The 1,212-nt window shown below is 38.8% G+C and carries 1 protein-coding gene; it reads left to right on the plus strand.

Going from position 1 to position 1,212, the window contains the following annotated elements; genetic code table 11:
- Window positions 1-352 precede the first annotated feature (352 nt).
- The coding region (locus RYH73_RS26550; protein WP_335316466.1) for an amino acid permease at window positions 353-1,212 on the plus strand (860 nt) is incomplete at its 3' end.

Raw genomic sequence — 1,212 nt, forward strand, 5'->3', positions numbered from 1 at the left:
ACTACCCAAGCGGATTGAGGAAGTGAAACGGCTCCGATACGCGGCATGAATGCTTTGCCGCTTGTTTATTTTTAAAAGTGTTCATGAACTCATCACTACGTTCTTCGGCTTGCTCAACTTTTATCAAGAACCTTCCTGTAGGGAAAGCTTGAATGCCTTTGAAACTAACTAATAATGAAAAAAGTTGAATAAAATAAAGGTTCTATTTTTTAAGTAAAACTGACCAACGGAGCTCCCAATTAATCCCACTTATCTTTAGGTATTATTCCCGATAGTCATATTATTTTAAAATAATCACGGCAAAATGTATATATCTTTTACCTTTGCCTTTTATTAAGTAATACAATAGATTTTGGAAAACCTACAAGAAGATACTTCAAATCGCAAAGAACTTAAACGGGGATTATTAAATAGACATATACAGCTAATTGCGCTAGGTGGTGCCATCGGTACCGGATTATTTTTGGGAATTGGACCCGCCGCTGTTATGGCGGGGCCCGCTGTTATCTTAGGTTACGCTATAGCAGGGTTTATTGCATTTTTAATCATGCGGCAATTGGGTGAAATGGTGGTCGAAGAGCCCGTGTCGGGAAGCTTTAGCCATTTCGCCTATAAATATTGGGGCACTTTTCCCGGCTATGCATCCGGATGGAATTACTGGATTTTGTATATCCTGGTTAGCATGTCAGAGCTAACCGCTATTGGTATTTATGTTCAATTTTGGTGGCCCGAAATCCCATTATGGGCTTCTAGTTTATTTTTCTTTCTCGTTATAAATGCCATTAATTTGGCTTCGGTAAAAATATATGGCGAAGCTGAGTTTTGGTTTTCAATCGTTAAAGTGATTGCGATCATTGCCATGATTCTTTTCGGTACGTATTTATTAATTAGCGGCAAAGGTGGCCCAGGCGCTAGTATCTATAACTTATGGAATGACGATGGTTTTTTTCCAAAAGGATTGTTCAGTATTGATGAAAAGGGTAGTTATCAAGGACTGCTTACTGCTATGGCGTTAATCATGTTTTCCTTCGGAGGTTTAGAATTAATAGGTATCACTGCAGCAGAAGCCGCCAATCCTGAAAAGAATATCCCTAAAGCTACCAATCAGGTTATTTATCGTATTCTTATTTTCTATGTCGGTGCATTAATTATCTTGTTTTCATTATCTCCATGGCGAGAAATTACTACAGGGAGCAGTCCCTTCGTTGCCGT

Origin of the sequence: Olivibacter sp. CPCC 100613 (genome assembly GCF_036959255.1) — a bacterium.
Classification (GTDB): Bacteria; Bacteroidota; Bacteroidia; order Sphingobacteriales; family Sphingobacteriaceae; genus Olivibacter.